Genomic DNA, 23,494 nt, shown 5'->3' with positions numbered 1-23,494 from the left:
CTACTGCATCACAAAGCCGGTAAACAGCACTTGTTCGATAACGGGGGAAGAGACCAGGTCCTTGAGCACCCGACGGCACTCTTCCAGTGAATCCTTACGCAGCTTCTCCTTGCCTTCAAAGGTCATCAGCTGCTCGGCACTGGCCGAGCTGAATACCCGCAGCAAAGTACCTTCAATAAGGGGAATATTCTGTTTGGCCAGGGTCTCGTCGGCCGTGCCCCGCACCATCAGCTGGATCTTGATCTGCACCAGCCGATCCCGTTGGGCACCCGCCACGTTGAATACAAAGGGGCGTGGCATCCCCACATAGAGGGAGGGTTGAGGTGCTTCTACCTTGGGCTTGACCCCTTCTTCTCCTTCAGCCGCTTCTGCGGGTGGTTTATCCGAGCCGGAGAGCATCAGGAAGGCACCCGCGCCACCACCGCCCAACAAAATGACCGCCAGAGCAATGATAATGATCAGCTTCTTTTTTTTACCCGCAGCCGGGTCTTTTAGCGTCAATTCGGTATCGTCTGCCATCCCTTGTCCACCCTAGTCTCAAACTTGTTCGATATCATAAACTTACTCGGGATTGCATCAAGCATAGAAATCAATTGCACTGCTGTTTTCCGATCCCACCAGTACACTCAGGGTCGACGTTGTAATATTTCCCTCATCTTGCCTGTTACCTGAACTCGACTGACCACTACCCTGCCCCTGCTGACCCTGTCCGGTGAAGGTTGGCTGGCCCTGTTGTTGCTGTTGTGACTGTTGCTGAACCTGAGTCTGGCCAAGCTGGATCCCCTGTCCTGCCAGCATCTCCCGCAGCCGGGGCATCGACTGCTCCAACATCTCGCGAGTCTGCCCATGTTGTACCACGAAATGGACGTTGGCCTGGCTGTCGGCACCGATCTGGATCTGGATTTTCATCTTGCCAAGGCCAAGGGGGTCGAGCTGAATTTCCGCCTGTTGCAGTTTTTCGGCCAGCATCACGTTGACCTTCTGGTGCAACTCGGCAGGTGCCTCCTGACCGGCCAACTTCAGATGAGGTAATTGTGCTGGCTCACGGCGCAATGTCCCCTCTGCAGCAGGGGCTCGGCTCTCTGCCACCTGAGCCTGGGGCTGGCTGTTCTGGCCGTGCTGTACGGTCTGGCTCTGGCTGCTCTCGCTGCTCGATGCCGTAGCGACAAGACTCTTGTCCAGCTCACCGGCCTTCGGTTTCACCTCCAGCTGCACCGCTTTGCGTACCTCGTCGGTGCCCGTCACTTCCATCTGCTTGATGCCGGCGGAAATGCTCGACAGCGGCGCTTGCGGCCCCTGGGATTCGGCCTGTGCCAACACCTGCTGCGGCGCCACCATCACGGGCGCGGCGGCGCTATCGGTCTGGGCCGAACCATTTGGCGTCACGCTGCTCTGGGCTGCGGCAATTTCTGCGGCACTTTGCGCCGTCTTCACTTGCGCCGCCCCTTGATTGGCTGATGCGGCAGTGGCTGGCTGCGGGCTACCCTCGGCAGCACTCTTCTCTGCCTCCTTGCCAGCTGCACCACTGCCCTCTGCGGTAGCTGAAGTGGTAGCAGCACCCGCTTCAGGCTGCTTGAGCCCCTCGCTAAATGCCTTGAGGGCTGCCCCCTGAGTCGCGGCTTGCGCCGCCTGCCCCTTGCCGGTCACGGCGTTGCTGGCTGCGGGGTCGGATTTGCTGTCGCCAGCTTCTTTCGCTGCGAGTGACTCACCGGGTTTGGTGGTGTTGGCAGACTCATCGACCGGCAACACCTTGGCCAGCTGGGCCATCCGCACTGCCCCCGTGAGAGGCTTGGTGTGCTTGCCATCCGCCCCGAGGGTTTCTCCCTTGGCAGAGGCTTTCTCCCCGGACTGTCCATCCGGGGTGGTGGCGGCATCTTCCCCCTCAGAGGAGAGGGTGGCAGAAGCGGCATCGCCCTGCGCTACCCCTCGCGCCGCAGAGGGCGATACCGTGGTATCAAGAGTCGATTTTCCGGTCGTTGTCAGCGGCGATTGCACCTCAGCATGACTGGCAAGCTGGCGGGCAATCCTGGTAGCGGAAGGTGCCAGCTCGCTTTCATCAAGCGCAATCTCTTCCTGCTCACCCTGTTGCGGCAACGGATTGCCGTCTACCACAGTGGCGCTCTGTTGGGCCGCCATCGCCAACTGAGGCGTCACTAGCGAGGTATCGAGCTTGAGGGAGTCTTGCAGACGCAGTAGAAAGTCGGTGGCGGGAACCTCCCCCACCTTGTTGTCGGCGTCAGGATCCTGCTCCTTGCTGGTCTCTTCTTTGGGAGAGGCGCTCTCGGTCGCCAAAGATTTGGCTGATCGGACATTGTTACCGCCCTGAGTGGCCTCGGCGGCGCCCTGTTCGCTGTTCTGGGCCTTGGCAATCAGGGTAGCGAAATCCCCCTTGCTGTCGCTGCTGGTTCCTCCATCGATGCTTTTACTCTCAACGGAACCGCTCAGAGGCGCTTTGTCCAACCCGTTGGCCGGAGCCGAAGGCGTTTGTGTCAACAGTGTCTGCATCATGATGGGATCCCTGAATTCTGGTGGCCCCAAAGAGATGGCCCCCGACAATGTCCAGTTCAAAGCAAGTTACAGGCCAGCTTGATGAAAGCGCCGCAGCATGGCGTATTCATCCAGCATTTTCTGCTCCTGACGCTGGGCTTTCTGCTGCTCGCGACCCGCCTGCTTCTTCAACAACAACTCGACAGCCTTACGCCGCTGTTGGGCAGCCAGCCACTCTTCACGGCGTAACTCCAGCGCCTGACGCACCTGCAGCACCCCTTCGTACTGCTGGGTCGCCGCTTGCTCAAGCTTGCTGATAAAAGCGTGATACTGAGTGTTTTGCTGGGCGGTGATCCCTTGCAGACCGCGATCGGTCCACTGCTGGTGATAGATCTGACGATATTGGTTAAGGGCGTTTTGCTGATCCATGAACAGCTTGAGATCCTGCTGCGCCTTCACCAGCGCCAGCGCACACTGCTGCTCCGCCTCCACCAGCCGATCAGCCAACAATAGCAACCCTTTACTCATGGCCGACCTCCTCCATCAACGCCGTTATCAACGCATCAGTGGCATGGCCACCATCTGCAATGCCTGCAGGCCATCATCGTAGTGAATGACCTCACGCATTCCCTGCTGCAAGAACTGATCCAGATAGGGTTTTTGAATGATGGCTCGGTCGATGCGGGGATCGGATCCCTGGCTGTAAGCGCCGATGGTGATGAGGTCCCGGTTCTGCTGATAAAGGGAGTAGAACTGCTTGAGGGTACGCGCCAAATCCATGTGTTCCGGCGAGGTGACCATGGGCATGACCCGACTAATGGATTTTTCGATATCGATAGCCGGATAGTGCCCCGCATCAGCCAATTCGCGCGACAACACTATGTGGCCATCGAGGATCGCCCGCGCCGCATCGGCGATGGGGTCTTGCAGGTCATCCCCCTCGGTCAGTACGGTGAAGAAGGCGGTGATGGAGCCTTGACCATCACTGCCGTTACCCGCCCGCTCCACCAGCGCCGGTAATTTGGCAAACACCGACGGCGGATAGCCCTTGGTTGCTGGCGGCTCGCCCACCGCCAGCGCGATTTCACGCTGGGCCTGGGCATAACGGGTCAGCGAATCCATCAACAGCAGGACGTTGAGCCCCTGATCGCGAAAATACTCGGCAATGGCGAGCGCAGTTTCGCACCCCTTAAGGCGCATCAGGGGCGAGGCGTCGGCCGGGGCCGCCACCACCACAGAGCGGGCACGCCCCTCCTCACCAAGAATGTCTTCGATAAACTCTTTCACTTCCCGGCCCCGTTCACCGATGAGGCCAACCACCACCACATCCGCCACCGAGCCACGGGTCATCATGCCAAGCAGCACCGATTTACCGACACCGGAACCGGCAAACAGCCCCATCCGCTGGCCCTGTCCTACCGTCAGCACGGCGTTGATGGCGCGCACCCCCACATCCATCGGTTGATGGATTGGGCGGCGGGAGAGCGGATTAATGCGGTGCTGGGCAAACTGTACCGTTTGAGAGGAGAGGATGGGGCCAAGACCATCCAGCGGCTGCCCGATACCATCGATGACGCGACCCAGCAAATTCATCCCAACCGGAATGCCGTGCTCCTCGGTCATCGGTACCACCCGGGCGCCAGGAATAACCCCCTTGAGCTGTTCACTCGGCATCAAAAACAGCCGGTCACCGGAGAAACCCACCACTTCGGCCTCCAGCTCCCCATCTTGAGTATCGATGCGGCAAAGGGCACCGATCGCCGCACTACAGCCGATGGCTTCCAGCGTCAGCCCCACTACCCGGGTTAATTTACCGGCTACGGGTGGCTTGGGGGCAATACCGCGCACCCGATACCCTTGCAATCTTGTGAGTAACGAGCCGCTCATCTGGCCTCCTGAGAGATAAAAAATTCAGCCGGACAAGAGTCCGGCATCGGTTATGAGCGTGGATCCTGCGAGGCTGGATTTTGCGATGAATTGTCCCGCAAAAAGTTGCGCAGCAGCTGTTCGATGCGGCCCGAGAGGGTCAGGTCGATGCTGGAGAGTACCGTTGCCAGCTGCAAATCACCGGGGGAGAGTGTGGGATCACTCTGCAATCGCCACTGACGCTTGGCACACTCTTCCGCCCCGAATGCCTGCTCAACCCGGGCGAGGTCATCGGGATGGAGCATCAGGGTCACCCCCTGTTCGGCGGCAGGGAGCAGCGCCAACCCCTGTTTCAGCGCTTCCAGCAAGATGCGGGGAGAGGTCTCTGCTTCATGGCGAATAAGTGTACGTGCCAGTTGCATCACCAGCGAGATGAGCTGCTGCTCCACCGCCTGATCCAGCTCACTAAGCGGAGTGGCAAGGCGGGAGACAAGCCCCTGCCAGTGGGCTATCTCCTGATCCACCAGGTCGCGCCCCATGGCAAGCCCCTCTTCTTTGCCCTGCTCCAGCCCAACCTGGTGCCCCTGTTGCAGCCCTTCAAGCTTGCCCTCTTCTTGCCCCTTGGCAAAGCCAGCGGCATGACCTTCGGCCATACCCTCTTCCCAGGCAGCCTGGCGGATCGCTTCCAGCTCTTGGGCGGTAATACTCGGCAGCGGCTCCGGTTCCGGCTCCGGCTCAACGACCTCCTCCTCCTGCTGATACCAGTCAGGCGCAAAACCGAGGGCATTGGTCTCGACCGCCGCTTCGACCTCCATCTGTGGCCAGCCCCACGCCTCTACCGGAGCATCTTCCCCGTCAGGACGCACGTAGCCACGCAGTTTGTTATTCATTGGTTGAGGTACCCCTTGTCACAGCCTGATGCCGTATCTGCACAACCGTACCCTTGATGGCCCATGGTTTAGAGGAACTCCTCACCGCCACCGCCACCCAACATGATCTCGCCTGCATCAGCAAGACGGCGGGCGATGGAGAGGATCTCTTTCTGGGCGGCTTCCACTTCGGAGACCCGGATCGGCCCCATGGCTTCCAGATCGTCCGCCAGCATTTCCGCCGCACGCTTGGACATATTCTTGAAGATCTTCTCGCGCATCTGATCGTCGGAGCCCTTGAGCGCCCGTTGCAGCAACTCACCCGGCACTTCCCGCAGCATGGTCTGGATACCGCGGTCGTCCACATCGATGAGGTTTTCGAACACGAACATCAGATCCTGAATTTGCTGGCTCATCTCTTCATCCGACTCGCGGATAGAGTCCATCAGCTGGCCTTCGATGTTGGTATCCAGATAGTTCATGATGTTGGCTGCTGCTTTCAAGCCACCCATCTTGGCAGCTTGAGCACCCGCCGCACCGGCAAACTGTTTCTCCATGATGTCGTTCAGCTCTTGCAACGCCGCCGGTTGCACCTCTTCCAGGTTGGCGATCCGCATCACCAAATCCAGGCGCACCTGCTCCGGGAACTGGCTCAGGATCTCGGCGGACTGCTCCGGCTCCAGATAGGAGAGCACGATAGTCTGGATCTGCGGGTGTTCGTTCAGGATGATGCTGGCCACCTGACGAGCATCCATCCACTTGAGGGAGTCGAGGCCACGGGAGCCTGAACCCAATATGATTTGATCCACCAGATTACTGGCTTTGTCCTCGCCAAGGGCCGCCACCAGCGCCTTGCGCACGAAATCTTCGCTGCCGATACCGATGTTGGTGTACTTCTGGATATCGTCGATGAATTGACGGTGCACTGCCGCTACCCGATCGTGACTGAAGTCAGACATCGAGGCCATCGACATACCGAGCCGCTGCACCTGCTTTGGCTCGAGATGGCGAAAGATTTGGGCGGCATCCTCTTCATTGAGGCTCAACATCAGTACCGCGGCCATCTCTATGCCGGACATCTGATCGAGGATCTGGCGCTGGCCGTCGGTGATGTCATTACCGATGACTTGAGTCTTCTTTTCTTCAGGCATCTTTGTTGGTTACCCATTCTTTAATGACCTGAGCGGCCAGATCCGGTTCGTTCGCCACCAGCGCACGCACCGCCTTGAGCAAGTCTTCATCGCGGTGCAGATCAGGCAGCTTCAGCTGACCATCACGCACACCGAATACCTGATCGCCCTCCACTTGAGCGGACAGCAGGCTCAACTCGTCATCGCCACCCAGTACAGTGTGGTTGTCAAAATCCACTTCCCCTTCAGGCTTGGCATCCGGATAGAGCAGTCGCTTGAGCATGGGGCGAACCACGGTGACAATCAATACGATAATCACCAGCACTGATGCCGCGATGCGCACCGCACGCCAGAACCAGGGTTGCTCGTAAATTGGCAGGTCGGCGACACTTTCCAGCTCGGGGCGATTAAACGGAATGGCGACCACTTCAAGGGTATCACCCCGGGTCACATCAAAACCAAGGCCGCCACTCAGCAGACGGCGCAGGGTGTCGATTTCGGCCTGGCTACGGGCCTCGCGGGTCACAGCACCATCCGCTCCGGGCACCGCTTTGTAATCGACTGCCACCGAAACGGTCATGCGGCGAATGCCACCCATCTGGCGACGGGTGTGACTGACGGTGGTATCCAGTTCGAAGTTGCGGGTCGCCTCTTTGCGCGAGCGGCCAGAGGCTGCAGCGCTGGCACCATCAGCAGCGGTCGCCTGCTCGGGAATGTTGGACGCGGCAGGCGGCTGGTTGGAGAGTGCCCCCGGCACACCACCGCTACTACCATTGGCGCTGTTCTCTTCCATGGTCATTTCGGAGCGCACCGCAGGCAGATCCGGGTTGTAAGTCTTGCGGGTTTGCTCTTGCTGGGAGAAGTCGAGGGAGAGATCCACTTCCGCCGTATAGTTGTCGGCACCCAGCACCGGGATCAGGATGGCGTCAATTTTTTGCTTGTACTCGATCTCTTGCTTCTGCTGCATGGCAAACTCTTTGCGAGTTTGGGCAGAGACTGGGTCTTGCGAGCCGGAGTTGAGCAGGCGGCCATTCTGGTCGGTGACGGTGACGCGAGTTGTCTCAAGGCCGTGTACCGCAGAGGCGACCATGTCGACGATGGAGTCCACCTCACCCTGCCCCAGCGCCGCGCCTTTCAGGTTGAGCACCACAGTGGCACTGGGTTTGCGCTCATTGCGGGCAAACACGTTGTCTTTCGGGATAGCCAGCAGCACCTGGGCCTTGGCCACATTCTGGAACTGCTCGATGGCGCTCGCCAACTGGCGCTCGCGGCTCAGCTTCAGACGCTCGCTCTCCATCCGCTGGCTGACGCCGAAACTGGAATCTTTCAGCAGGATATCTTCACCACCATTGGTGGCATCAACGACATTGGCGAGACCGGCACGGGTCAGGGCCAGCTGGATAGTGGGGTAACTTTCAGCGCTGACCAGTACGCTCTTGCCATCCACTTCATAGGGGATCTTTTGCTGATCGAGGAAGTCGAGGGTCTTCACCAGCTCCTGGGTGCTGTAGGTGCCGAGGGGACGCATGTCCGGCTCCTTGCCCCACAGCAGGATGAAGACGGCAATGGCCAGACAGATGGCAAGCCCCAGGATCAGGGTGATTTGCCGCAGCACATCGGTATTGGACAGAAAGCCCAAGGCCGAACTTTTCTGCTCATTTTCATCGAGGGCGGTGGTGCCCTCATCGTTTATCAGCAGATCGCCGTTTTGGTCAGTAGCCACGATTTATGTCCTTATTGCTGACATGTTCATGATGTTCAGTAATCACTTATACCGGCATGTTCATGATGGTCTTGTAGGCATCGACCATCTTGTTGCGCACCTGTACCGTGGCTTCAAAGGCAATGGAAGATTTTTGGCCCGCGATCATCACCTCGGCCAGATCCACTGACTTGTCGCCCATATCGAAACGGGTGCGCAGATCATTGGCGGCGCCTTGCAGCTCGTTGACGTTACCGAGCGCCTGTTGCAGCAGCTGACCAAAGTCGGATGTCACCGGACGACCGGGCTGTGCCAGCGGCGTGGCGCCTGCTTCGATCTTGAGCGCCTGCATCTCTTGCATCAGGCTGCTTGCACTTATTTCCATTTTCCATCCCCAGACAAATCATTGACGCTGACAGCCAATAAGCAATTAGAGTGCCAATGCGTTAAAAGCGCGGGGCGGATGAGTGGCCAGACCAGGCCGGACGGGTTCGACAACGGCAGGTGGCTCTGATTAAATCCGACTCTGACGCCCACTTTTGCTGGCTGGCAAGGAGTCCGCTCTGGATTATCGCAAACCTGTGTTCAAGGCGATGGACTACATCAGCCACCATCTGGATGACAACCCGAGTCTGGATGAAGTCGCAACGGCGGCCGCCATCTCCACCTTTCACTTCCATCGCATTTTCAAGACGATGGTCGGCGAAACCATCGCTGGCTTTACCCGACGCCTGCGCATGGAGCGCGCCGCCCGTCGCCTGCTGGCCTCCCCCCAGAGCGACATCACCACCCTCGCGCTAGCCGCCGGGTTCTCCAGCTCCCAGAATTTCGCCAAGGCCTTTCGCCTGCATTTCGCCATGAGCCCCTCGGAATACCGCCAGCAGCAAGGGGGAAACTGGAAAAGCAAGATTGGAAACGATCCCCTTCCCTTTGAAACCTATGATGGCCTGGTCATGCACCCGGTCACCGAACACCCGGGTCTGTTGCAGGGGGCAAGCATCAAGCAGATGCCCGCCCGGCGCGTGGCATACATGCGTCGCCTGGGCCCCTATGGCAAGGAGACCTGCGAACAAGCCCATCGGGATCTGCTCGCGCTGTTCGCCTCAGACGAGGCGATGACACCGGCGGGCACCCTGAGTCTCTATTGGGATATCCCCGATATCACCGATGAGACGCGCTGCCGTACTGACGTCTGCATCGAGCTGGGGCCAACGATCCCCGCTGGGCGCCAGTTAACCACCCAGACCATTGCCGCTGGCCCCTATGCGGTATGTCAGTTTATCGCTCGCGGCGATCAACTGGTCGCCAGCTGGGAGACGGCGTTTCGCTGGGTGGTGAGCAAAGGGCTGAGCTGCGACGATCGCCCGTGTTACGAGCAATACCACGCGGGCACTGACCCCGACCGGGATCATTACGTGTTTGATATCTGTATCCCGCTGATCAACCGATAAGCCGATACCTCATTTCCATTTACCCACTTCGGTGCCTTCGGGCGCCGAAGCGACGGAGTCATGCCCATGAATATCAAAACGCTGTTGCTCGCCAGCCTGCTGGTGGCGCTTCCTGCCGCAGCCAATGCCCAGTCACAGAGCCAGACTCTGATCTTTGGCGGCACCATCTACAGCGGCGATCCGGCGAACCCTCACCCGGAGGCGGTCGGCATTGAAGGTAAAAAGATCGTGGCGGTCGGCAGCTATCAGGAGGTCAGCACCCGCCTCGGCAGCCATGCCAAACGCCTTGATCTGCAAGGAAAGTACCTGATGCCGGGGCTCATCGACAGCCATGTTCACGCAGCATTTGCCGGTTTTCAGGGAATGACGGTTAACTTTCCTGATGCTATGGATCAGGTTGAGCAGGTGCAGCAATTTCTGACCCGCAGCAAGGATGACCCCCGCCTGACACTGGGGGATGTGCAGCTATACAGCAATGTCTCCCTCGACTACTGGCATCAGCTTCCCCTGCTCGATCAGGTGTTCAATGGCCCGCAATACCAGCAGCTCCCCGTAGTGCTGGCCGGTTCGGATGCCCACACCGGTTGGGCCAATCAGGCCATGCTGCGCAAGGCGGGCATTGATGCCGAATCCCTTGCCGGTCGTTATGCCCCGCTGAAAGGCAATTTTGGCCTCACCCCATCCGGCCAACTGAGTGGCTTTGCCTCGGAAGGTGGCTGGGATGCCATCCTCAAAGCCTTGCCACCCGTCAGCGACGAGACGATTGCCAAAGCCATCATGACAGCAGCCAAGCAGCTCAATCAGGTGGGCATCACCGCCTGGATGGACCCTATCAGCAACATTCGCCCCCTCGCGCCCATCTTCAACGCCGAGCCGGATCGCCGCGACACCGGCCTGCTGCCGGCGTACAGCATGCTCTCCCGGGAAGGCAAGCTGACCGGCCATGTGTCAGCACTGGCACTGGTGGGGATCCACGCCTCGCCCGCCATCATTGATGACGTATTGGCACTGCAACAGCAGTTTCAAGACGCCCCGGACGTCAAACTGGTGGGGATCAAGATCCTGCAAGACGGCGTCATCGAGTTTCCATCCCAGACCGCCAAGTTGAGCGAACCCTACCTCAACCGCCCCGGTTATAGCGGCAAAGACGATCTGGACAAACAGCGTTTCAACGAGCTGATCCGCACCGCAGATGCCCATCAACTGATCGCCCACTTCCATGCCATCGGCGATCGAGCCGTCCGTGAATCCCTCGATGCCATCGCCTATGCCCGGGCCCACAACCGGGATCACCGCCTGCTGCACAGTATCACCCATCTGGAGGTGGTGAGCCCGGCCAGCATTGCCCGTTTCAAACCGCTCAATGTGGCTGCGTCGATGCAACTGCTGTGGGCCGGGAAAAACGTGGCGACCACCATGCTGCTGGAAGGTAAAGTGCCCCCGGCCCTGCTGGCCCGCCTCTATCCGGCAGGCAGCCTGCTGCAAAGCGGCGCCATTATCGCCGGTGCCAGTGACTGGCCGGTCTCCAGCCCCAGCCCTTTCCTCGCCATGTATACCGCGATCACCCGCCAGGGGGAGCTTGGCTTGCTGCCCCCCGCCAGCGAGCAGATCAGCCGTCAGGCTATCTTGCAGGCGTATACCCTCAACGCCGCCAAGGTGATTGGGCAGGAGAAAGAGATTGGCTCCATCAGCGCAGGCAAGAGTGCTGACCTGATCTTGCTGGATCGCAATCTGGAGCAGGTGGCGAGCGAACAGATCAAGGAAACCAAGGTGCTCTGGACCATGTTCAAGGGCAAGCAGGTCTATTCAGCCCGCTGACCCCGAGAGAACCAACAGGCCCGCACTGCGGGCCTGTTGGCAAACTCACTGCAAGCTTATGGCGAAGCCATGGTGTGTAGTGACCGGTCGATAACAACGCAATTAGCGGCTCGTTTCAGTCAAGTCCTTGTCAATCCAGTATTTGGAGCCGGAGATATTGGCATCGAGCAGCAAGCCCTTCTCGCCAATCTGGTAGATCGCCATGCCGCCATTGTATTTGGCGGTCAGCTCGGCGCTCTCCTTGCCAGCCACCACCCCCACTTCGGAGGTGGCTTCCCAACCCTGGGTCACGAAGGCATCGAATCTGGCCTTGTCTTCAAACAGGATCACCTGCTGATAGAACTTGCCGCCGATCCCGGCCGCCAGACCCGCACCAAACATCTTCATATAGGTGTGCTTGCCGTTTTTGCGATTGACCGCTACCCCGGCCCCCTGATTGGTATGCAGCATCAGGGAGAACTTGCGCGAATCGAACACCGCATAGCCATAAGCCTTGTCAAACAGCAACTTGGCTGAAGGCTGCTCGTTGAACAACCGGATCAGCGCAGTGTCGGCCATGGTATTGAGCGCGACTCTCGCCTCTTTCGCCGTCTTGGGGTTGAGCATCTCGTTGAGTTCTTTATCGGCGGCCTTCAGCCACTCCTTGCTGGTCGCGATGCTCTTGTCGGTCCAGACCCCGGCAGTATTGAAAGCATCTTCGCCCCAGGCCGAGATAGAATCCCAACTCTTTTTGGAAAAATCGCTGACGTCCTGCCACACCTCTTTGCTCGTTTCACTCACTGCTACGCCCAGATCAGAGGCTGCAGCCTTGAGTTTTGCCCAATCGGCATAGCAGGGCGAAAATGCCAGACTCAGTGATAAGGCCAGCAGCCAGTTACGCTTTTTCATCTTCTTGCTCCCGTTCAGAGTGAGGGACCTTTTGACGCACCCGCGATCCGGCACATGGCCATGCATCTGCCATCCGGTGTGCTTTTTATCCGGTTCATGTCTGCATTATCAGGAGGACCTGTGATGGAAGCAATCATTGAGTCCTTCACCACCTGATGCGGACGGCTGAGTTCCCCAGAAACCGTCATAAAAAAAGCTGCCCGCCAGTGGCGAGCAGCTTTGATAACACAGTAAATAGCAGCAGTTATTCGACCATCATCACCTTGCAGGTGTTGGTACTGCCCACGGTTTCCATCTTGTCACCGTGGGTCAGCAGCACCATGTCGCCACTCTGTACCAGGCCTTTGGCCTTGAGTACGTCCAGCGCGTCGCGGCACACTTCGTAGACCGGCTTGGTCTCGTCACCGTCAAACATCACCGGGGTGACGCCACGGTAGAGATTTGTCCAGGCCAGGGTCTTGTTGTGGGGAGACATGGCGAAGATCGGCAGACCGGAGCTGATACGGGACATCAGCAGCGGGGTGGTGCCAGATTCAGTCAACGCCACGATCGCCTTGACCCCTTCCAGGTGGTTGGCGGCATACATGGTCGACATGGCCAACGCCTCTTCCACCGAGGTAAAGGTATAGCTCATGCGATGGTTGGAAACGTTCAGGCTCGGGTGCTTCTCGGCACCGACACAGACGCTCGCCATGGAGGTGACGGTCTCGATAGGGAACTGACCAGCGGCGGTTTCGGCAGAGAGCATCACCGCATCGGTACCGTCCAGCACGGCGTTGGCCACGTCCATCACTTCGGCACGGGTCGGCAGCGGTGCATTGATCATCGACTCCATCATCTGGGTCGCAGTGATGACCACACGGTTCAGACGACGGGAATAACGGATCAGCTTTTTCTGCACGCCAACCAGCTCGGGGTCACCGATCTCGACCCCAAGGTCACCACGGGCGACCATAACGGCATCGGAACCGAGGATGATATCTTCCATCGCCTCATCGGTAGCGACGGTTTCAGCGCGCTCCACCTTGGCAACAATCTTGGCGTTAGAACCGGCTTCGCGGGCCAGCTCGCGAGCATAGCGCAAGTCATCGCCACAACGGGGGAAGGAGACAGCCAGATAGTCCACGTTCATCAGCGCAGCTGTCTTGATATCTTCTTTATCTTTCTCGGTCAGGGCCGGCGCGGAGAGACCACCGCCTTTTTTGTTGATGCCCTTGTTGTTAGAAAGCGGCCCGGCCACAGTCACAGTGGTGTGAATGCGGGAACCTTCAACCTGCTCGACTTTCAGCTGCACCCGACCGTCGTCCAGCAGCAGAATATCGCCAGCGATCACATCGTCGGGCAGACTCTTGTAGTCAATGCCGACCTGCTCCTGACACCCTTCACCCTTACCAAGGGCCGCATCGAGAATGAATTTGTCACCGATAGCCAGATAGACCTTGCCATCCTTGAAGGTGGATACACGGATCTTGGGGCCTTGCAGGTCACCCATGATGGCAACGTGGCGGCCAAGCTTGGCAGCAATCTCACGCACCTGGTTGGCACGCAGAATATGGTCTTCCGCAGTACCATGAGAGAAGTTCATCCGCACCATGTCGGCACCGGCAAGAATGATCCCCTCAAGGATCCCTTCGCGGTCAGTAGCCGGACCAAGTGTGGTAACAATTTTTGTACGTCTAGGCATGAAAAACTCCAATGTGAAGTGGATATAACTTGAGATTCTGCCCTATCGAGCCCATGGCTCGATGCACCCGTTTGCAAACCATCTGGGTGGTTTTTGTTATTAAATTACAATACTACACCACTGCGCGGGGCATAGACAGCAGGGGGCAAACGCCCCCGCCGATTCAGGAAGAGTGCGGGGTTTCGAAGCGGGATTCACGCAATCCCTCTTTTACTTTTTTCAAATTTTCGCGAAATTTCATCCCACGACGCAGGGTAAAACCGGTCGCCAGCACATCAACCAGCGCCAGCTGGGCGATGCGAGAAGCCATCGGCATGTAAACATCGGTATCTTCCGGCACATCCATGGAGAGCACCAGATTACACTCACGAGCCAGCGGGGAATCTTTGGCGGTCATACCGATCACGGTGGCATCGTTCTCCCGTGCCAGCGCGGCGATCTCGACCAACGCTTTGGTGCGACCGGTGTGGGAGATCAGCACCACCACATCCCCTTCGCTGCCGTTGATACAGCTCATCCGCATCATGACGATATCTTCAAAACTCACCACGGGAATATTGAAGCGAAAAAATTTGTTCTGGGCATCGCGGGCAACGGCAGAAGAGGCCCCCAAACCAAAGAAGCTGATCTTCTTGGACTGGGTCAGGATATCGACGCAGCGGTTGATGGCGGAGATATCCAGGCTGTTCTTGGCCGCATCCAGACAGGCCATGGTGGATTCGAAGATCTTGGCGGTGTAGGTATCCGGGCCATCTTCCGCTTCCACATGACGATTAACATAAGGGGTGCCATTGGCCAGACTCTGGGCCAGATGGAGTTTGAAATCGGGAAAGCCTTTGGTATCGAGACGACGGCAAAAACGGTTGACGGTCGGTTCACTGACGTCGGCCATCTTGGCCAGGGTGGCGATGCTGGAGTGAATGGCCGTCTGGGGAGAGGCCAGGATCACCTCGGCTACCTTGCGTTCCGATTTACTGAAACTTTCCAAGTTGTTCGTAATTTTATCAAGGGTATTCATCATCACCACCAGGCGTTTTTGTAATTTAGCTTCAGTGTCTCTGCACTGAATCTACGACTAAGCATGCTGCCAATCAAGCTAAGGACTATACAAGACAAGCGGTTATCGCAACTAACACCTGCCATACAAAGTATGACTCATCTCTAATTATTTCGTACTTTTCGTTACAAAACGTCACCTCGCCATGAAAACGCTTACAAATGTTGCAAAGCAACAACACTGTGAGCAGCCGCACGTTTGTGTCGATCCAGCGAGTTAGCGCAGCCCAAGCTCGGATAGAATATACAGTCACCCTCTAACAATAATTTCGGGATGCAACGGTCGTCCCACCCCTGTAACGAAGGAGTAGTTATGCAGCATACCCACGCGCTGGTCGGCGATGTCGGCGGAACCAATGCACGCCTGGCTCTGTGTGAGCTGGCCACCGGTACTATCTCGCAAGCCAAGACTTACTCTGGTCTGGCCCATCCCAGCCTTGAAGCCGTGGTACGCCTCTATCTGGACGAACACCACGCACAGGTGAGCGAAGCCTGCATCGCCATCGCCTGCCCCATCAACGGTGACTGGGTCGCCATGACCAACCACAGCTGGGAATTTTCTATCAGCGAGATGCAGGGTAATCTGGGGCTGGATCGCCTGCAGGTGATCAATGACTTTACTGCCGTCTCCATGGCAGTGCCGGTACTGGCAGCAACGGATCGTATTCAACTGGGCGGCTCGGCACCTGTCTCTGGCAAACCCATCGCCATCTATGGCGCGGGCACCGGCCTTGGGGTCGCTCACCTGGTGAGGGCGGGAGAGCAGTGGCTGAGCCTGCCGGGTGAGGGTGGCCATGTAGATTTCGCCGCGAACACCGAAGAGGAAGATGCGGTGCTGCAGGTGATGCGGAGCGAATTGGGCCATGTCTCGGCCGAGCGACTGCTATCCGGACCTGGTCTGGTCAACATCTATCGTGGGCTGGTGAAATCCGATGGCCGTGAGCCGGAACCGTTCGCCCCCAAAGACATTACCGAGCGCGCACTGAGTGGCGAATGTCTGGATTGCCGTCGCACCTTGAGCCTGTTCTGCGTGCTGATGGGGCGCTTTGCCGGCAATCTGGCCCTCAATATGGGCACCTTTGGCGGCATCTATATCGCAGGTGGCATAGTGCCGCGCTTTCAGGAGTTCTTCATCAGCTCGGGTTTTCGAGTGGCCTTTGAAGACAAGGGACGCTTCAAATCCTACCTCAAAGAGATCCCGGTATTCCTGATCACTCACCAAGGGCCGGGGCTACTCGGTGCAGGTGCTTATCTGCGTCAGTCGATGGGGATCTCTATCTGATTAACCTCTGGCACGAGGCGGGATCATGTATGGTTCAGCCTCGATTCAGTGTGAATGGCATAAAGTAGCTGCACGTAACCAAGAGGGTTGTACTTCACAAGGAGTGGAAAGCGACTCTCATCCGCTGGATACGTTTGTCACCTGACAAGCCTGAACTGTTTCAACCGGCCTTTTGGCCGGTTTTTTTTATCTTCAATTCCGCAGTTACTGTGCCAGCGCCTTCAATTGTGACTTATCGGGGGGGTTGCTCCAATCGATGGGGCCGTGGGTAAAACGGTACTGCAAGCGCGGCAAGCTGATCTCCAGCCACTCTTCCCGAAAATAGGCAAAGCCCTGATTCCAATCAGGATCATTGGCCCAGCCGGTTTGCAAAAAGTGCAGACGGGTCCCCTGCCCTTCAGGTACAAAGTGCAGACAGACATGGGTTTTCTGCAAGCGAATATGGGGAAACGTGGGCGGAAAATTCCAACTAAAGCTGAGTAAATCATAAGGCATCACCGCCATGACCCGGCACCCTTCACTACCCCGTTCGCCCAGCGGGGCATCGGGCCTGAAGTAGATCTCGAATGGGCCATTCGGTTCAGCCACCATCAAACACTCGGGAGCCAGAAAACTGCGCAGACCGCTTTCTGTCGTCCAGGCATGCCAGACATCGTCTATGTGTGCCGGCACAAAAATATTGCCTTCAATCTGTTTATTGTCCATAAATCAGCGATCCTCAAGCCATCCATACAAGAGCTTCCGGCAGTATAGCCCCATGCCAAATATAATGGACAGAGCTTAATCACACCCTTGTCACTTACATCGAGTTGACTTGTCGCTGTGCAATATCATCAGCTAACAGTCACTGAACCCGGAAGGTCATCATGATAAGACTCATGGCAGAACAGGATATTCCCCAACTGGCCCAGCTGTTTTTAAAGATCCGGCGACAAACCTTTCATTGGGTCGAACCCGTTCAATTTCAGCTTGATGATTTTACAAAGCAGACCGAAGGCGAACGTGTCTGGGTAGCCGAGCATGGGGCAAACATCTGTGGATTTATTTCCATCTGGCAGCCTGACAACTTCGTCCATCATCTGTATGTGGCAAGCGACTGGCATGGCCAGGGAATTGGGCGAGCGCTGCTCGATCACGGGTTGACCGATACCGCTAAACCCGGCTCGCTCAAGGTCGCGACCCTTAATACCGCAGCATTGGCTTTTTATCATCGCCTCGGCTGGATAAACAGCGATGAGACCGGTCACTGTGACGTCACCGGTCCCTGGTGCAAATTGCTCAGAACCTAGCAGGGCGCCCAGCGCCTGCGCTTTGCGGCTGAACAGGCACCAGCTGTGCCGGGGGGAAGAACCAGCGGTAGAGATCGAACCAACCATCGCGCTGGGCAATCACCACCTCATGCACCGGATCGCGCTGGAAGATCGCCACCTTGTTTTCGGTCAACGGCACCCAAGCGTAATTGACCAGCGCATATTGCGACTGGATCAGGTTGTACTCATTGAGATAGGAGTCATCGTTATCCGACTCGTGCAGCTGGGTACGGCTGTCGATGAGGTAAACAAGCTGGTTGAAGAAGGAAAATTGAAAACCGGTCACCCGCCACTTCTCTTTGGTCGCCTCCTCCTCTTCAATCACGGTAATTTTTCCCCAGCGACACACCCCGTGATAGTTGACCCCGTTGGCCGACATTTTCAGATCGTAATGACAGCCCAGACTGTTGATAAACATCCCGACCACAAACAGCAGCACGAAAAGCAGTGGCAACAGCAGCAAGGTATTTTTCAGCGTTCGTTTCATCAGACATCCCTTACAGCGTTTTTTCGAGCTCTTTATAGGAAAACACGCGGACCTTGTGGCCAGAGACCAGCACCAGCGATGCCGGTTTGACTGGTGGCACGTCACTCTTGGCCTCCATCTGGCAAACAACGCCGGTCGGCGAGTCGGCGCAGTGCACATGGAGCCACTCGAAATGGAGATAGCTGGCGGCAAACACCACCAGCACAGCCAGTAGCAGATTGACGTACATCAGGCTCTTGGCCAGCATCGGCCGCCCGATACCGCTGAGGAAGGCGAGTTGGAAACGCTCACCGAAGGAGCGGGGAGCGGCAGAAGCAGAAGCAGGCTCTTTGATGACCTCGTGGTCAGACAGTGGTGGCGTTGACGATGACAGCGCAGTCACAGCAGGCTCGGGCTCGCTCACCGGCTCGGACAAGGGCTCACTATTTGTTGGCTCCGACTTGCCGTAATAGCTCTTCACTTTGCAGTTAAGGTGCAGGGAGTACCCTTTTTTCGGGGTGCTTCTGATATCCAGCGTTTGAGGGGATGATGCGAAGTGGCGGCGAATATTGGCGATGGCCACGTTCAAGGAGTTGGGGCTGATAGGGCGGCCCAACCAGCCGATATTTAGCAGCAGATCCTTGTCGCACACCTCGTCATGGTGATCGAGCAGATAGCTGAAAATGAGGCTCTCTGCCGATGACAAGCGCACCACCCTAGCACTTTGCAAGTTGTCCTTGTCAGCACAGAAGATCAGCTCTCGCCTTTTGACATCAAAGACATAATCACCGAAGTGATAGGCTGATATGTTATTGCCTGGCGCAACCCCCGTCATACCAACCACCTGTTATTTGCATTCATCATGAAGAAGATGGGATTCCACGTCTGATATGGCCAGATGGCGGCTCAGGACTTGCTGTATTTAAACGAAATTCTAATGGGTCGGGATCAGCGGCACAATAGATGCAGGCAGGCATGAGCGGGGAAAATGAAAATATGCGTCCAGCGCTGTCGGACTGCGTATCGGGCAGAGCATGATGCTGCGATGTTCACCCATCGAGGTCATGCCAATCTCAACCAAGCCGCGGCATGAGCATGACGAAAAGTGCCATTACCGGACAGGCGGCCCCTGTCCCTCACGACAGCTCGTACACCTCACAATGAAAGGAACCTGCCCCGTGGGATGCACCGGCGGGGCGAGGCTGACTGACTAAACCCGAAACTGCTTGAGTAGACCATCAAGCTGGGTCGATAGTTGACGCAGATCGCTGCTGGCTTCGGCAACTTGTGCCACTCGCGCTGCGCTCTCACTATTGAGTGTGGCAATGCGGTTGACGCTGTGGCTTACGCCTTCTGCCACCGAATGCTGCTCTTCCGATGCCTGGGCAATGTAGATATTCATCTCGCGGATCAAACTAACCTGACTTTTTATCTTCTCCACCGAGTTCTGCACATCTGCCGCCTCGATACCCGCACGGGATGCTTTCTCCTGACTTTGCTGCATGCCCAGACCGACATTCTGGGTGGCCTGTTGCAATCGCTTAATACTGGCACTGATCTCCTCGGTTGACTGACGAGTGCGCCCTGACAGGGTACGAACTTCATCCGCCACGACCGCAAAACCTCGGCCCTGATCCCCCGCTCTGGCCGCCTCAATGGCGGCATTGAGAGCCAGCAGGTTGGTCTGTTCGGCAATGCCGTTGATCACTTCGATGATGGTGCCAATACTGCTGCTCTCGGTCGAGAGGGATCGCATCAAGACAGCCACCCGTTCCACTTCACCCAACAGTTGATGAATGGCCTCATTGGCATGGCCCGCCAGCTTGTAGCCCTGCTCCACATAGAGATTGGCCTCATCTGTCGCGGTGGCAGTTCTCCCCGCATTACCCGCGACCTCCTGCACCGCTTGGCTCATTTCGGTAATGGCGGTGGCAACCTGATCCAGCTCGGATTGCTGGGCGTCACTGTCAACGCGAGTATCTGCCGAGAGGGCGTCACAGCGTTCGGCGTTTTGCAGCACCCCGGCAGAAAGCTCATTAATCTCCGCCACCATCTCCTGCAACTTGGCAATGAAGAGGTTAATGTTGGTGGCCAGCGCCCCCATTTCATCCTGACGGCGGATCTTGAGACGCTGGGTCAGATCACCCTCTCCCCGTGCCAGGTCAAACACCGCCTGATTCATCTGATGGAGCGGCCTAAGCACATTGCGGTGAATGAGTACCATCAGCAGCACAATGATGCAAAGATCGAGCACCACGATTTGCCAGACGGTCGTGATCAACTGCTGACGCAAGTGGGCCTGAATAGCAGCATCACTGGTTTGCACCAACAATCTGGCCACTGTGTTTTTCTGACCGCTGTCGTCATAGACCAGATCATACCCCCCGTAGGCAGCAGTATCGGCAGGGATGGCGCTAATCGGTGCGATAGTCCCCGCAGCATCACGAGCAAATCCGGCCACCAGCTTGTCCTTGTTGACCACCAGCAGCGCACTCAGGATATCAGCCGCCAGCTCGGACTTGAGCGATGCCTCGATGAAGGCCGATTCATAATTCCACAGCGGGCCGGGTAGGGATAGCTGCAGCCGACCGATGGCCTGCTCGACCAACACGCTCTGCTTGCTATAGCTCTCCGCCCTGGCGGCGCTGTAGTTGTAACCGCCAAACAACACCAGCAACAGACTCACCGATAGAGAGGTCAACACGGCGATCCTGAACGTCAGACTTTTCCAATCCATGGTTTCCTCCCGGTTTTACGGCAGCCGGAGCAGTGCCATGAACTGGCACTTGCTGTTGGTACTGTTACTGGTATTTGGCGTTGATCTTGTCGATGGTGCCATCCGCCTTCATGGCGGCCAGGATCTCGTTGAGCTTGGTGATGAGCTCATCCGGCGTCTCCTTGTTAAACGCCAAACTCATCTGGGTTTCCTTGAACACAAACACTGACTTGGGATTAGCAACCTTCTCCTTGGTGGCCAGATAGGGGGCCAGATATTGACCGGTTGCCCACAAGTCGATGCGACCCGCTTCCAGTTTTTTCACGTTGGCGGTGTCATTGGCGGCCAGCTGCAACTTGGTGAAACCCTGCGCCTTGAGATACTCGGCAGCTGCATCACCGTTATAGCCCCCCACCGAATACTGCTTGGCATCTTCGAGTGACGTCACCGCAATATTGGCCGTCGCGCTGGAGAAAAAGACCCAGTTGTTATTAACCAGCGGCCCGACCCACTTGAACAGCGCTTCCCGCTCTGGCGTGCGCGTTGTTGAATAGAGCGCCGTGTTGGGGGTGCTGAGGGTATCTTCATAAGCCCGCTTCCAGGGCATCAGCGTCAGTTTGTATTCAACCTCAGCGCGCTTGAACAGCTCTTCAACCACTTCGGTAGATAGCCCGACAATCTTGCCCCCCTCCCCTTGCATATTGAATGGAGGATAATCCTCCGTCATCACATTCAATGGCACTGCCTGAGCCGCACTCATCGTCATTACGGTAGAGACTGAAAAAATTGCGCTTTTCCACAGCTGTTGATAGTTCATTGCAACCTCGCCTTGCTTGCCATTCATCCCTGAACACCCACCCCTTTTGGCGGGCGGTGCACTCCTGACTCGATACGGGTCATGCCGGCTTTCACGGCTCGCCGCCCACCCGATGTGCAGCAGCAAACAAATTCCGATTTCGCCAGCACGCGATTGAGCGCAACCGGCAAGACAGGCTCATGGTCAAAGAGAGGGGGAACAAGCCAAAGCAAGATGAAAAAATGCTGGATGGGGACGGATAATACCGATGACGTGCAACAGCGCCGTGGCAAAAGAGAGGCGCGTCGATACATGGCGACGGCTTGGAAGAAAAATGATCGAAAACGCCAACATCCATTTTATCATCCTGCTCAAAACAACATCAGAGCCATACCTGCCCTTTAGCTAAGGTCACGAAAACAGATACGTCAAATGACAAGGCTAAACCCCTAATCCATCACCGGACTGCGGTGTGGCAATGGGATTTCGCTGCATGATTCAGTCAAAAAGGAGGCCACCCCAAGGTGGCCTCCTGCAGATCAACAGCGTGTGTAATGCCGGAGCTTAATCCTTGGTGGCTTCCATCACTTCCTCTTCAGAGTGAGTAGGCAGGATCAGATTGAGCAGGATGGCCGCCACTGATGCCAGACCGACACCGGCCAATGCGAAGTCACCGATCTTCATCTCCAGCGCACCCACACCAACCGTCAGCGTCACACCCACAATAGCGATGTTGCGCGACAGCCCCATATCAACTTTGGACTCCACCAACGTCTTGAGGCCGATAGCAGCAATGGATCCGAACAGCAGCAGCATGATACCGCCCATCACAGGCATCGGGATGGAGGTGAGCAGTGCATTGAACTTGCCGAAGAACGCCAGAATGATGGCGAATACGGCCGCCCAGGTCATGGTCACCGGGTTGAAGTTGCGAGTAATCATCACAGCGCCGGTCACTTCGGCATAGGTGGTCACGGGAGGGCCACCGATGAAACCGGCAAAGCAGACACCGATACCGTCACCGGCCAGCGTGCGGTGCAGACCCGGATTCTTGGTGTAATCCTGACCCGTCACCCCCCCGATGGCCAGCACGCCACCGATATGCTCGATACACGGGGCGATGGCTACCGGCAGCATAAACAGGGCTGCAGCCCAGTTGATCTCCGGGGTTTCAAAGTGAGGCAGCGCTAACCAGGGGGTAGTGACCATCCCCTCAAAGCTCACCAGCCCCATAAATATTGCCGAGATATAGCCGACTACCACACCACTGAGGATCGGGATGAGCTTGATCCAACCTTTGCAGAACACGGCAGCAATCAGGGTCACCGCCAGTGAAATCCCCGCCAGAGTCAGCGCTGCACCGGCCGGAATAACTTGCTCGGCACCCGCACGCCCCATCGCCATGTTGCAGGCAACCTGCGCCACGGAGAGGCCAATTACCATGATCACCGGGCCGATGACGACCGGCGGCAACAACTTATGGACAAAACCCATCCCTTTTACCCGGATCAGCGCAGCCAGAATGAAATACATGAAACCGGCGGCAAACAGGCCAAACATGGTGGATGGCAATCCCCAAGTCTGGGTGGCGTAGATGATGGGGGCGATGAAGGCAAAGCTGGAACCGAGGAAAATCGGGACTTGGCGACGAGTGCAGAGCTGGAACAACAAGGTTCCCACACCAGCGCCAAGCAGGGCCATGGAGGGGTTCAATCCGGTGAGCAGGGGCACCAGAACCATGGCGCCGAACGCAACAAACAGGATTTGCAGCCCGGCGACACTTTGCTTGACTAAGGAAAACATGGATGTCCTTAACTTTTTGATAACTGACAGGGATATTTGACACTTTTCAGTTATCACAAGACTTTTTCAAGGCACGAGATGAGCATAAAAGCATCACCTGTTACCTTTTACTGCTTGGGGAGGGCATGAAACTGGCTTTTTAGGCGGGATTCGTTGCTACAAGCATCGAG

21 protein-coding genes are annotated in these 23,494 nt (G+C 57.1%); 4 read left to right on the top strand and 17 right to left on the bottom strand.

Annotation, left to right across the window (positions count from 1 at the left end; genetic code table 11):
• The 8 genes from fliL to fliE form a co-directional block, all read right to left on the bottom strand.
• Complete coding sequence (gene fliL, locus BN1135_RS08300; protein WP_042020274.1) at positions 1-519, bottom strand: flagellar basal body-associated protein FliL; 519 nt, start codon at positions 517-519, stop codon at positions 1-3.
• Positions 520-576: 57 nt separating this feature from the next.
• Entirely contained in the window at positions 577-2,508 is a 1,932-nt protein-coding gene (locus tag BN1135_RS08295; protein WP_042020273.1) for a flagellar hook-length control protein FliK, read from the bottom strand.
• A gap of 66 nt (positions 2,509-2,574) precedes the next feature.
• Positions 2,575-3,015 carry a flagellar export protein FliJ gene (gene fliJ, locus BN1135_RS08290; RefSeq protein WP_042020272.1) on the bottom strand — a complete coding sequence of 147 codons (441 nt, stop codon included), beginning with the start codon at positions 3,013-3,015 and terminating at the stop codon, positions 2,575-2,577.
• 27 nt (positions 3,016-3,042) lie between these two features.
• On the bottom strand, positions 3,043-4,374 hold the full coding sequence (gene fliI / locus BN1135_RS08285) for a flagellar protein export ATPase FliI (protein WP_042020271.1): 1,332 nt from the start codon (positions 4,372-4,374) through the stop codon (positions 3,043-3,045).
• 50 nt (positions 4,375-4,424) lie between these two features.
• On the bottom strand, positions 4,425-5,243 hold the full coding sequence (fliH, locus tag BN1135_RS08280) for a flagellar assembly protein FliH (RefSeq protein ID WP_042020270.1): 819 nt from the start codon (positions 5,241-5,243) through the stop codon (positions 4,425-4,427).
• Between the two features lie 68 nt (positions 5,244-5,311).
• Positions 5,312-6,373: a flagellar motor switch protein FliG gene (gene fliG, locus BN1135_RS08275; RefSeq protein WP_042020268.1), complete on the bottom strand. Its 1,062-nt coding sequence runs from the start codon at positions 6,371-6,373 to the stop codon at positions 5,312-5,314.
• Positions 6,366-8,075 carry a flagellar basal-body MS-ring/collar protein FliF gene (fliF, locus tag BN1135_RS08270; RefSeq protein ID WP_042020266.1) on the bottom strand — a complete coding sequence of 570 codons (1,710 nt, stop codon included), beginning with the start codon at positions 8,073-8,075 and terminating at the stop codon, positions 6,366-6,368. The genes fliG and fliF overlap by 8 nt, the downstream gene beginning before the upstream one ends.
• 46 nt (positions 8,076-8,121) lie before the next feature.
• Positions 8,122-8,439, bottom strand: a complete 318-nt coding sequence (gene fliE / locus BN1135_RS08265) for a flagellar hook-basal body complex protein FliE (RefSeq protein WP_033135920.1) — start codon at positions 8,437-8,439, stop codon at positions 8,122-8,124.
• A gap of 154 nt (positions 8,440-8,593) precedes the next feature.
• Here fliE and BN1135_RS08260 point away from each other — a divergent pair, with 154 nt between their 5' ends.
• Positions 8,594-9,505 carry an AraC family transcriptional regulator gene (locus tag BN1135_RS08260; RefSeq protein ID WP_175479086.1) on the top strand — a complete coding sequence of 304 codons (912 nt, stop codon included), beginning with the start codon at positions 8,594-8,596 and terminating at the stop codon, positions 9,503-9,505.
• 66 nt (positions 9,506-9,571) lie between these two features.
• A complete protein-coding gene (locus BN1135_RS08255) occupies positions 9,572-11,323 on the top strand; it encodes an amidohydrolase (protein WP_042020265.1) in 1,752 nt (583 codons plus the stop codon).
• A gap of 102 nt (positions 11,324-11,425) precedes the next feature.
• Here BN1135_RS08255 and befA read toward each other — a convergent pair whose 3' ends face one another.
• The 3 genes from befA to BN1135_RS08240 form a co-directional block, all read right to left on the bottom strand.
• Positions 11,426-12,211: a beta cell expansion factor BefA gene (gene befA, locus BN1135_RS08250; RefSeq protein WP_042020264.1), complete on the bottom strand. Its 786-nt coding sequence runs from the start codon at positions 12,209-12,211 to the stop codon at positions 11,426-11,428.
• A gap of 244 nt (positions 12,212-12,455) precedes the next feature.
• Positions 12,456-13,895, bottom strand: coding sequence for a pyruvate kinase (gene pyk / locus BN1135_RS08245; RefSeq protein WP_042020263.1), 1,440 nt, complete (start codon positions 13,893-13,895; stop codon positions 12,456-12,458).
• A 163-nt stretch (positions 13,896-14,058) separates the two neighbouring features.
• Positions 14,059-14,913: a MurR/RpiR family transcriptional regulator gene (locus BN1135_RS08240; RefSeq protein ID WP_172954099.1), complete on the bottom strand. Its 855-nt coding sequence runs from the start codon at positions 14,911-14,913 to the stop codon at positions 14,059-14,061.
• Between the two features lie 312 nt (positions 14,914-15,225).
• Here BN1135_RS08240 and glk point away from each other — a divergent pair, with 312 nt between their 5' ends.
• Entirely contained in the window at positions 15,226-16,233 is a 1,008-nt protein-coding gene (gene glk / locus BN1135_RS08235) for a glucokinase (protein WP_139245051.1), read from the top strand.
• A gap of 204 nt (positions 16,234-16,437) precedes the next feature.
• Here glk and BN1135_RS08230 read toward each other — a convergent pair whose 3' ends face one another.
• The gene (locus BN1135_RS08230) at positions 16,438-16,938 is read right to left on the bottom strand and encodes an SRPBCC family protein (RefSeq protein ID WP_042020259.1); all 501 of its coding nucleotides are present in this window, start codon (positions 16,936-16,938) and stop codon (positions 16,438-16,440) included.
• Between the two features lie 161 nt (positions 16,939-17,099).
• Here BN1135_RS08230 and BN1135_RS08225 point away from each other — a divergent pair, with 161 nt between their 5' ends.
• A complete protein-coding gene (locus BN1135_RS08225; protein ID WP_042020258.1) occupies positions 17,100-17,522 on the top strand; it encodes a GNAT family N-acetyltransferase in 423 nt (140 codons plus the stop codon).
• Here BN1135_RS08225 and BN1135_RS08220 read toward each other — a convergent pair.
• The 5 genes from BN1135_RS08220 to BN1135_RS08200 form a co-directional block, all read right to left on the bottom strand.
• Entirely contained in the window at positions 17,512-18,030 is a 519-nt protein-coding gene (locus tag BN1135_RS08220; RefSeq protein ID WP_042020256.1) for a hypothetical protein, read from the bottom strand. The genes BN1135_RS08225 and BN1135_RS08220 overlap by 11 nt on opposite strands.
• 10 nt (positions 18,031-18,040) lie before the next feature.
• Complete coding sequence (locus BN1135_RS08215) at positions 18,041-18,739, bottom strand: winged helix-turn-helix domain-containing protein (protein WP_223290109.1); 699 nt, start codon at positions 18,737-18,739, stop codon at positions 18,041-18,043.
• Positions 18,740-19,219: 480 nt separating this feature from the next.
• On the bottom strand, positions 19,220-20,746 hold the full coding sequence (locus BN1135_RS08210; protein ID WP_042020254.1) for a methyl-accepting chemotaxis protein: 1,527 nt from the start codon (positions 20,744-20,746) through the stop codon (positions 19,220-19,222).
• A gap of 64 nt (positions 20,747-20,810) precedes the next feature.
• The gene (locus BN1135_RS08205; RefSeq protein WP_042020374.1) at positions 20,811-21,542 is read right to left on the bottom strand and encodes a substrate-binding periplasmic protein; all 732 of its coding nucleotides are present in this window, start codon (positions 21,540-21,542) and stop codon (positions 20,811-20,813) included.
• A 543-nt stretch (positions 21,543-22,085) separates the two neighbouring features.
• Positions 22,086-23,324, bottom strand: a complete 1,239-nt coding sequence (locus tag BN1135_RS08200; protein WP_042020253.1) for a uracil-xanthine permease family protein — start codon at positions 23,322-23,324, stop codon at positions 22,086-22,088.
• Between the last annotated feature and the right edge of the window lie 170 nt (positions 23,325-23,494).

The sequence above is a fragment of the Aeromonas sobria genome (genome assembly GCF_000820145.1).
Classification (GTDB): Bacteria; Pseudomonadota; Gammaproteobacteria; order Enterobacterales; family Aeromonadaceae; genus Aeromonas; species Aeromonas sobria.
The sequence above is the reverse complement of the archived record's forward strand: the minus strand, read 5'-3'. Positions and strand labels throughout refer to the sequence as shown.

Bases quoted from the DNA above. Each gene is read 5' to 3' on its own strand.
- BN1135_RS08255 (WP_042020265.1), top strand. From the start codon at position 9,572: ATGAATATCAAAACGCTGTTGCTCGCCAGCCTGCTGGTGGCGCTTCCT.
- BN1135_RS08225 (WP_042020258.1), top strand. From the start codon at position 17,100: ATGATAAGACTCATGGCAGAACAGGATATTCCCCAACTGGCCCAGCTG.
- BN1135_RS08200 (WP_042020253.1), bottom strand. From the start codon at position 23,324: ATGTTTTCCTTAGTCAAGCAAAGTGTCGCCGGGCTGCAAATCCTGTTT.
- BN1135_RS08210 (WP_042020254.1), bottom strand. From the start codon at position 20,746: ATGGATTGGAAAAGTCTGACGTTCAGGATCGCCGTGTTGACCTCTCTA.
- fliE (WP_033135920.1), bottom strand. From the start codon at position 8,439: ATGGAAATAAGTGCAAGCAGCCTGATGCAAGAGATGCAGGCGCTCAAG.
- fliI (WP_042020271.1), bottom strand. From the start codon at position 4,374: ATGAGCGGCTCGTTACTCACAAGATTGCAAGGGTATCGGGTGCGCGGT.
- fliG (WP_042020268.1), bottom strand. From the start codon at position 6,373: ATGCCTGAAGAAAAGAAGACTCAAGTCATCGGTAATGACATCACCGAC.
- glk (WP_139245051.1), top strand. From the start codon at position 15,226: ATGCAACGGTCGTCCCACCCCTGTAACGAAGGAGTAGTTATGCAGCAT.
- fliJ (WP_042020272.1), bottom strand. From the start codon at position 3,015: ATGAGTAAAGGGTTGCTATTGTTGGCTGATCGGCTGGTGGAGGCGGAG.
- BN1135_RS08240 (WP_172954099.1), bottom strand. From the start codon at position 14,913: ATGAATACCCTTGATAAAATTACGAACAACTTGGAAAGTTTCAGTAAA.
- fliH (WP_042020270.1), bottom strand. From the start codon at position 5,243: ATGAATAACAAACTGCGTGGCTACGTGCGTCCTGACGGGGAAGATGCT.
- BN1135_RS08205 (WP_042020374.1), bottom strand. From the start codon at position 21,542: ATGAACTATCAACAGCTGTGGAAAAGCGCAATTTTTTCAGTCTCTACC.
- BN1135_RS08230 (WP_042020259.1), bottom strand. From the start codon at position 16,938: ATGGACAATAAACAGATTGAAGGCAATATTTTTGTGCCGGCACACATA.
- pyk (WP_042020263.1), bottom strand. From the start codon at position 13,895: ATGCCTAGACGTACAAAAATTGTTACCACACTTGGTCCGGCTACTGAC.
- BN1135_RS08220 (WP_042020256.1), bottom strand. From the start codon at position 18,030: ATGAAACGAACGCTGAAAAATACCTTGCTGCTGTTGCCACTGCTTTTC.
- befA (WP_042020264.1), bottom strand. From the start codon at position 12,211: ATGAAAAAGCGTAACTGGCTGCTGGCCTTATCACTGAGTCTGGCATTT.
- fliL (WP_042020274.1), bottom strand. From the start codon at position 519: ATGGCAGACGATACCGAATTGACGCTAAAAGACCCGGCTGCGGGTAAA.
- BN1135_RS08295 (WP_042020273.1), bottom strand. From the start codon at position 2,508: ATGATGCAGACACTGTTGACACAAACGCCTTCGGCTCCGGCCAACGGG.